The sequence below is a fragment of the Pseudomonas sp. SDO5215_S409 genome, assembly GCF_054071325.1.
On the sequence record NZ_JBSVWN010000067.1, the window covers coordinates 23,612 to 30,850 of the forward strand.

The following is a 7,239-nucleotide window of genomic DNA, read 5'->3' on the forward strand; positions in this document are numbered from 1 at the left end:
GGCTGCAACGTGCCATTTACCTGGGTTGACTGGGCGATCGTAGCGATCGTCGCCATCTCCGCTTTGATCAGTCTAAGCCGCGGCTTCGTAAAAGAAGCCCTGTCGTTGCTGACCTGGATCATTGCAGGCGTCGTCGCCTGGATGTTCGGCGGCTCAGTGTCCGTGTACCTTGCCGGATACATCGAAACACCCTCGGCTCGCGTGATTGCGGGCTGCGCTATCATGTTCGTCGCCACGTTGTTGGTGGGAGCAATGGTCAATTATCTTATCGGAGAATTGATACGCGTCACCGGCCTTTCCGGGACCGATCGATTTCTCGGCATGGCCTTCGGCGCCGCGCGTGGCGCGTTGCTGGTGGTCGTGGCGGTCGGGCTGTTGAGCCTGGGGCCGGTACAGCAGGATTCGTGGTGGCAGGAGTCGGTACTCGTGCCAAAATTTCTATTGGTTGCAGACTGGTCCAAAAACCTCATCCTGGGGTGGAGCAGTCAGTGGCTGGCCAGCGGAATCAGCGTACCCGCTGATATTCCGTTCAAGGAACACCTCTTGCCGGCCAAAACGCCGCAGTAAGTTGTGTTCAGTCAAGATTCATTAAGTAGGGGTTGTGTCGCATGTGTGGCATCGTCGGTATCGTCGGTAAGTCGAACGTCAATCAGGCGCTGTATGACGCGCTAACCGTCCTCCAGCACCGCGGCCAGGACGCTGCCGGTATTGTGACCAGCCACGACGGCCGGTTATTCCTGCGCAAGGACAACGGTCTGGTGCGTGACGTGTTCCATCAGCGTCACATGCAGCGTCTGGTGGGGCACATGGGCATCGGCCACGTGCGCTACCCGACCGCGGGCAGCTCGACGTCGGCCGAAGCCCAGCCGTTTTACGTCAACTCGCCGTACGGCATCACTCTGGCGCACAACGGTAACCTGACCAACGTTGAACAGCTGGCCAAGGAGATCTACGAGTCTGACCTGCGCCACGTCAACACCAGCTCCGACTCGGAAGTGCTGCTGAACGTGTTCGCCCACGAGCTGGCCCAGCGCGGCAAGCTGCAACCGACCGAAGAAGACGTGTTCGCGGCCGTGACCGACGTGCACAACCGCTGCGTGGGTGGCTACGCGGTGGTGGCGATGGTGACCGGTTATGGCATCGTCGGTTTCCGCGACCCGCACGGCATCCGCCCGATCGTGTTCGGCCAGCGTCACACCGACGAAGGCGTCGAGTACATGATCGCGTCCGAAAGCGTGTCCCTGGACGTGCTGGGCTTTACCCTGATTCGCGACCTGGCCCCGGGCGAAGCGGTGTACATCACTGAAGACGGCAAACTGCACACCCGCCAGTGCGCCGTGGCCCCGAAACTCACCCCGTGCATCTTCGAACACGTGTACCTGGCACGCCCGGACTCGATCATCGATGGTGTTTCCGTCTACAAGGCGCGCCTGCGCATGGGCGAGAAACTGGCCGAGAAGATCCTGCGCGAGCGTCCAGACCACGACATCGACGTGGTCATCCCGATCCCGGACACCAGCCGCACTGCCGCGCTGGAGCTGGCCAACCACCTGGGCGTCAAGTTCCGCGAAGGTTTCGTCAAGAACCGCTACATCGGCCGTACCTTCATCATGCCCGGCCAGGCGGCCCGCAAGAAATCGGTGCGCCAGAAGCTCAACGCCATCGAGCTTGAGTTCCGTGGCAAGAACGTGATGCTGGTCGACGATTCCATCGTGCGCGGCACCACCTGCAAGCAGATCATCCAGATGGCCCGCGAAGCCGGTGCCAAGAACGTCTACTTCTGCTCCGCCGCGCCCGCAGTGCGTTACCCCAACGTCTACGGCATCGACATGCCGAGCGCTCACGAGCTGATCGCCCACAACCGCTCCACCCAGGACGTGGCCGACCTGATCGGCGCCGACTGGCTGATCTATCAGGACCTGCCGGACCTGATCGAAGCGGTGGGCGGCGGCAAGATCAAGATCGATCAGTTCGATTGCGCGGTGTTTGACGGCAAATACGTCACCGGCGACGTTGACGAGGCTTACCTGAACAAGATCGAGCAGGCGCGCAACGACTCGTCGAAGATCAAGACCCAGGCGGTCAGCGCGATCATCGACCTTTACAACAACTGAGTGAACACCGGCCCTGAGGGGCCGGTTTTGTATCTATAAAGAATTGAGTTGAGGAGTAGCAGCATGAGTCAGGAATGGGATGCCGGTCGGTTGGACAGCGACCTCGATGGCGTAGCTTTCGATACCCTGGCTGTGCGCGCCGGCCAGCACCGCACGCCGGAAGGCGAGCACGGCGACCCGATGTTCTTCACATCCAGCTATGTGTTTCGCACCGCCGCCGACGCTGCTGCCCGGTTTGCCGGTGAAGTGCCGGGCAACGTGTATTCGCGCTACACCAACCCGACCGTGCGCGCGTTCGAGGAGCGGATTGCCGCGCTCGAAGGCGCCGAGCAGGCCGTGGCCACCGCGACCGGCATGGCGGCTATTTTGGCGGTGGTCATGAGCCTGTGCAGCGCCGGTGATCACGTGCTGGTTTCGCGCAGCGTGTTCGGCTCGACCATCAGCCTGTTCGAAAAATACTTCAAGCGCTTCGGCATCGAAGTGGACTACGTGCCCCTGGCAGAACTGTCCGGGTGGGACGCGGCCATCAAGGCCAATACCAAGCTGTTGTTTGTCGAGTCGCCGTCCAACCCGTTGGCGGAACTGGTAGACATCGCCGCATTGGCCGAAGTGGCGCACGCCAAAGGCGCGATGCTGGTGGTCGACAACTGCTTCTGCACCCCGGCGCTGCAACAGCCCCTGAAACTGGGCGCGGACATTGTGGTGCATTCGGCCACTAAGTTCATCGACGGCCAGGGCCGTTGCATGGGCGGTGTGGTGGGCGGTCGCAGCGAGCAGATGAAAGAAGTGGTGGGGTTCCTGCGCACCGCTGGCCCTACCCTGAGCCCGTTCAATGCCTGGATCTTCCTCAAGGGCCTGGAGACGCTCAACCTGCGCATGAAAGCCCATTGTGCCAATGCCCAGGCGTTGGCCGAGTGGCTGGAGCAGCAGGACGGTATCGAGAAAGTCCACTATGCGGGTCTCAAGAGCCATCCGCAGCATGAGCTGGCCCAGCGCCAGCAGCGCGGGTTTGGCGCGGTGGTGAGCTTTGAGGTCAAGGGTGGCAAAGAGGGCGCGTGGCGCTTCATTGATGCCACCCGCCTGATCTCCATCACGGCCAACCTGGGTGACAGCAAAACCACCATTACCCACCCAAGCACCACCTCTCACGGCCGCCTGGCGCCGCAAGAGCGTGAAGCGGCGGGTATCCGCGACAGCCTCATCCGTATCGCCGTGGGCCTGGAAGATGTTGCCGACTTGCAAGCTGACCTGGCGCGCGGGTTGGCGGCCCTGTGATCGAATGGTCCGAAGGGGCGGCTGCCGGTAACGGGCGCGTCGCCCTGGTGACGGGCGCGGCACGCGGGATCGGGTTGGGCATCGCCGCCTGGCTGATCAGCGAAGGCTGGCAGGTGGTGTTGACGGACCTGGATCGCGAGCGCGGCGCCAAAGTGTCCAAGGTCCTGGGTGAAAACGCCTGGTTTATCACCATGGACGTGGCTGACGAGCAACAAGTGACCCTTGGGGTCGCTGAAGTGTTGGGCCAGTTCGGGCGGCTGGATGCGCTGGTGTGCAACGCTGCCGTCGCGAGCCCGCACAACATGACCCTGGACGGCCTGGACCTGGCGTACTGGAACCGTGTGTTGGCGGTCAACCTGACCGGCCCGATGCTGTTGGCCAAACATTGCGCGCCCTACCTGCGTGCTCACGGCGGGGCCATCGTCAACCTGGCCTCGACCCGTGCGCGGCAGTCGGAAGCGGACAGCGAGGCGTATGCGGCGAGCAAGGGCGGCCTGTTGGCGCTCACCCACGCATTGGCGATCAGCCTCGGGCCGGAGGTGCGCGTCAACGCCGTCAGCCCGGGCTGGATCGACGCGCGTGACCCCGCAGTGCGGCGTGCCGAGCCGCTGACGGACGCCGACCATGCCCAGCATCCGGCCGGCAGGGTAGGGACGGTGGAGGACGTGGCGTCGATGGTTGCGTGGTTGCTTTCGCGCAATGCCGGTTTTGTCACCGGGCAGGAATTCGTGGTGGACGGCGGCATGAGCAAGAAAATGGTCTACGAGCCATGAAGAACTGCTTCAAGTTTTGATCGGTAAGCGCCACTGCCGGGCTTTTACCGTGTCGCCTGAAGTGCGTCACTGGCCGCTGTTTTTAAAAAAACTTCAAGCAGGCTATTGACTTAGGTCTGCCACCTGCGTAGATTTCGCGGCCTCAGCGAAGCAAAGGGTGATTAGCTCAGCCGGGAGAGCATCTGCCTTACAAGCAGAGGGTCGGCGGTTCGATCCCGTCATCACCCACCATTCGCTTCATGTGTTACGCGCAGCGGTAGTTCAGTCGGTTAGAATACCGGCCTGTCACGCCGGGGGTCGCGGGTTCGAGTCCCGTCCGCTGCGCCATATTTTCCAGGCCTGATGTTTCAGGTTTGAGATCGAACAGCAACGCTGGTTGATCAGATGTTTAACGGTAGTTGAGGCGCATGCTTCAGCAGTCAAGCGATACGCAGCGGTAGTTCAGTCGGTTAGAATACCGGCCTGTCACGCCGGGGGTCGCGGGTTCGAGTCCCGTCCGCTGCGCCATATTTTCCAGGCCTGATGTTTCAGGTTTGAGATCGAACAGCAACGCTGGTTGATCAGATGTTTAACGGTAGTTGAGGCGCATGCTTCAGCAGTCAAGCGATACGCAGCGGTAGTTCAGTCGGTTAGAATACCGGCCTGTCACGCCGGGGGTCGCGGGTTCGAGTCCCGTCCGCTGCGCCATATCTGTTCCAGGGCCTACTGAACGCCTTGAGAGCGCCAAGACAAACCACTGGTTTGATTGGATCGATAGCAAAGACCCTGGTCGAAAGATCGGGGTTTTTTGTTTGTGCGATTTGAAAAAGTGGTGTGCGAGGGCGGGTAAACCACCCTCGCGCCCAGGCTTTAGAGCCCCAGCTTGTCCCGCAAGCCGTAGTACCAGGCGCCTAACGCCGCAAAGGGTGTGCGCAGCAACTGCCCGCCCGGGAATGGGTAGTGCGGCAGGTCGGCAAACGCGTCAAAACGCTCTGCCTGGCCTTTCAGCGCTTCGGCCAGCACCTTGCCTGCCAGGTGGGTGTACGTCACGCCATGGCCGCTGCAGCCTTGGGAGTAATAAATGTTGTCCCCCAGACGCCCTACCTGCGGCAGACGAGACAGCGTCAGCAGGAAATTTCCGGTCCAGGCGTAATCAATCTTCACATCCTTGAGCTGCGGAAACGCCTTGAGCATTTTCGGGCGAATGATCGCCTCGATGTTGGCCGGGTCGCGCGCGCCGTACACCACGCCGCCGCCAAAGATCAGGCGCTTGTCGCCAGTGAGGCGGTAATAGTCCAGCAGGTAGTTGCAGTCTTCCACGCAGTAGTCCTGCGGCAACAGCGTGTTCGCCAAGTCGTCGCCCAGCGGGGCGGTGGTGATGACCTGCGTACCGCACGGCATCGACTTGGCCGCCAGCTCCGGCACCAGGTTCCCCAAATAGGCATTGCCCGCGACGATGATGAACTTGGCCCGCACCTGGCCCTGCGCCGTGTGCACCACCGGGCTGGCGCCACGTTCGATACGCACCGCCGCCGACTGCTCATAAATCGTGCCGCCCAAAGACTCCACAGCCGCCGCTTCGCCCAAGGCGAGGTTGAGCGGGTGAATGTGCCCGCCGCTCATGTCGAGCATGCCGCCCACATAGTTGTCACAGGCCACCACGTCGCGGATGTGGCGTTCGTCCAGCAGTTCCAGCTGCGTGTGGCCAAAGCGTTCCCACAGGCGTTTTTGCGATTCCAGGTGAGCCATGTGCTTGCTGTTGAGCGCCGCGAAGACGCCGCCGTCTTTCAAGTCGCACTGGATCTGGTACTTCGCCACACGCTCACGAATGATCCGACCGCCCTCGAACGCCATCTGCCCCAACAGTTGCGCCTGCTGGGCGCCGACACTGCGTTCGATCACGTCAATGTCGCGGCTGTAACTGTTGACGATCTGCCCGCCATTGCGGCCCGACGCGCCAAAGCCGACCTTGGCGGCCTCCAGCACCGTCACCCGAAAGCCGCTCTCCAGCAGAAACAGCGCGCTCGACAGCCCGGTATAACCGGCGCCGATCACGCACACATCGGTTTCGACGTCACCTTGCAGCACAGGACGAGGCGGGGCCGCGTTGGCGGACGCCGCGTAATAGGACTGGGGGTAGGGGGTGTTCGCCATCCTGGAACCTCTGTTTTATATTTTTTACGAGTGCGCCGATCCTACCTGAGTTGAAAATTGCCTGCCAGCCACCCGGAAAACGCGGCGTGACTGCTCCCCAATAAAAAATTCGCATATTCATAGGCTTAGGTGAAAAAAAGGTGTTGACACCCCTCCGGAATTCCGTAGAATGCCGCCTCACAGCAGGCACGTAGCTCAGTTGGTTAGAGCACCACCTTGACATGGTGGGGGTCGTTGGTTCGAGTCCAATCGCGCCTACCAAACAAAATCCGCTCTGCTGGGCGGTCTAGAAGGGCTCACCGAAAGGTGGGCCCTTTTTTGTTGTCTTTGTCCCGTCCTGAATAAGGTTTACACCTTCTGATCTATTTTCAGGAGGACGTAATGGAAGCAGCTAAAAGGCGCAGTCAGCATGACTACACGCTGACTTTTAAATTGTCGGTCGTCGACCAGGTCGAAAGAGGCGAGCTGAGTTATAAAGAGGCTCAAGAGCGCTACGGGATTCAAGGCAAAACGGTATTGCTCGGGCATGTACCAGGAACTGCATGCGAAATACGGCATCAGATGTTCGATGACGGACGGCTATGATTGCTACCAAAACGCCTTGGCAGAGCGGGTCAATGGGATATTGAAGACGGAGCTTTTGCTCCAGCGACCACAGGACTTGATGCAGGCGAAAAAGATGGTGAGGGAGTCGGTCTCGATCTACAACCGTGAGCGTCCGCACCTGTCTTTGAAATACAAAACGCCCGATGCGATGCATCGGGCGCTGGGGTGAAACAGGTGTAAACCTATTTCAGGACTAGACATTTGGATTTCTTGCAGAGCGTTCGCAAAGGTTCGTTCCCACTAGTCAATGTGAATGCCTACAAAGTTAGCTGCTTTAGAAGCGCCTAGGGAAATCCTGAAGAAGACTTCCAAATATGGTGAAATACGCCGATCCCGTT

At 60.5% G+C, this 7,239-nt stretch carries 6 protein-coding genes, 5 tRNA genes and 1 pseudogene; 11 read left to right on the forward strand and 1 reads right to left on the reverse strand.

The features are described from left to right. Window positions 1-9 precede the first annotated feature (9 nt). The 8 genes from ACW9H9_RS25320 (at window position 10) to ACW9H9_RS25355 (ending at window position 4,849) form a co-directional block, all read left to right on the forward strand. Window positions 10-567, forward strand: a complete 558-nt coding sequence (locus ACW9H9_RS25320; protein ID WP_457346071.1) for a CvpA family protein — start codon at window positions 10-12, stop codon at window positions 565-567. Window positions 568-608: 41 nt separating this feature from the next. Next, the gene (gene purF, locus ACW9H9_RS25325) at window positions 609-2,114 is read left to right on the forward strand and encodes an amidophosphoribosyltransferase (protein WP_457346072.1); all 1,506 of its coding nucleotides are present in this window, start codon (window positions 609-611) and stop codon (window positions 2,112-2,114) included. Between the two features lie 63 nt (window positions 2,115-2,177). Further along, window positions 2,178-3,389, forward strand: a complete 1,212-nt coding sequence (locus tag ACW9H9_RS25330) for an O-succinylhomoserine sulfhydrylase (RefSeq protein WP_457346073.1) — start codon at window positions 2,178-2,180, stop codon at window positions 3,387-3,389. Next, complete coding sequence (locus tag ACW9H9_RS25335) at window positions 3,386-4,162, forward strand: SDR family oxidoreductase (protein ID WP_457346075.1); 777 nt, start codon at window positions 3,386-3,388, stop codon at window positions 4,160-4,162. The genes ACW9H9_RS25330 and ACW9H9_RS25335 overlap by 4 nt, the downstream gene beginning before the upstream one ends. A gap of 155 nt (window positions 4,163-4,317) precedes the next feature. Further along, a tRNA-Val gene (locus ACW9H9_RS25340) sits at window positions 4,318-4,393 on the forward strand. Window positions 4,394-4,412: 19 nt separating this feature from the next. Further along, window positions 4,413-4,489, forward strand: a tRNA-Asp gene (locus tag ACW9H9_RS25345). Between the two features lie 103 nt (window positions 4,490-4,592). Continuing rightward, window positions 4,593-4,669 (forward strand) — tRNA-Asp (locus tag ACW9H9_RS25350). A gap of 103 nt (window positions 4,670-4,772) precedes the next feature. After that, window positions 4,773-4,849: transfer RNA gene (locus ACW9H9_RS25355), tRNA-Asp, on the forward strand. Window positions 4,850-5,011: 162 nt separating this feature from the next. Here the strand turns inward: ACW9H9_RS25355 and ACW9H9_RS25360 are convergent. Then, entirely contained in the window at window positions 5,012-6,295 is a 1,284-nt protein-coding gene (locus tag ACW9H9_RS25360) for an NAD(P)/FAD-dependent oxidoreductase (RefSeq protein ID WP_457346681.1), read from the reverse strand. Between the two features lie 184 nt (window positions 6,296-6,479). Here ACW9H9_RS25360 and ACW9H9_RS25365 point away from each other — a divergent pair. The 3 genes and pseudogenes from ACW9H9_RS25365 to ACW9H9_RS25375 form a co-directional block, all read left to right on the forward strand. Then, a tRNA-Val gene (locus tag ACW9H9_RS25365) sits at window positions 6,480-6,556 on the forward strand. A 120-nt stretch (window positions 6,557-6,676) separates the two neighbouring features. Then, entirely contained in the window at window positions 6,677-6,880 is a 204-nt protein-coding gene (locus tag ACW9H9_RS25370; protein ID WP_457346680.1) for a hypothetical protein, read from the forward strand. After that, window positions 6,807-7,098, forward strand: a pseudogene (locus ACW9H9_RS25375) (integrase core domain-containing protein); the annotation flags it as partial. The gene ACW9H9_RS25370 and the pseudogene ACW9H9_RS25375, both read left to right, overlap by 74 nt. Between the last annotated feature and the right edge of the window lie 141 nt (window positions 7,099-7,239).

Bases quoted from the DNA above. Each gene is read 5' to 3' on its own strand.
- purF (WP_457346072.1), top strand. From the start codon at position 609: ATGTGTGGCATCGTCGGTATCGTCGGTAAGTCGAACGTCAATCAGGCG.
- ACW9H9_RS25330 (WP_457346073.1), top strand. From the start codon at position 2,178: ATGAGTCAGGAATGGGATGCCGGTCGGTTGGACAGCGACCTCGATGGC.
- ACW9H9_RS25360 (WP_457346681.1), bottom strand. From the start codon at position 6,295: ATGGCGAACACCCCCTACCCCCAGTCCTATTACGCGGCGTCCGCCAAC.
- ACW9H9_RS25370 (WP_457346680.1), top strand. From the start codon at position 6,677: ATGGAAGCAGCTAAAAGGCGCAGTCAGCATGACTACACGCTGACTTTT.